Annotated in this window: 1 pseudogene; it reads left to right on the forward strand. The window is 37.4% G+C overall.

Annotated features, from left to right (window positions below):
• A pseudogene (locus BU804_RS06375) lies at window positions 1-286 on the forward strand (alpha/beta hydrolase); the annotation flags it as partial.

The raw sequence follows: 286 nt of genomic DNA on the forward strand, positions 1-286 counted from the left end.
CGAAAGTTCTAGTTCTAGCTCTGATGACGAAAGTTCTATTCCTAGCTCGGATATTAACTCACATTATCCAAATTCAGATGCTGAAAAACGAGAGCTTAGTATAAATAAATTTTTAGCCACACTGGGTGTGGGTCCGCAGACATGGCAGACAAATCCACCTGGTTTAAATAGTAAGAAAAAAGTTGATTTGATAAGTCAAAAAGTCTCAACGAATGACGAAAGTTCTAGTTCTAGCTCTGATGACGAAAGTTCTATTCCTAGCTCGGATATTAACTCACATTATCCA

It is taken from the genome of Candidatus Protochlamydia sp. W-9, from assembly GCF_001950615.1.
In the GTDB taxonomy this organism is placed as follows: Bacteria; Chlamydiota; Chlamydiia; order Chlamydiales; family Parachlamydiaceae; genus Protochlamydia; species Protochlamydia amoebophila.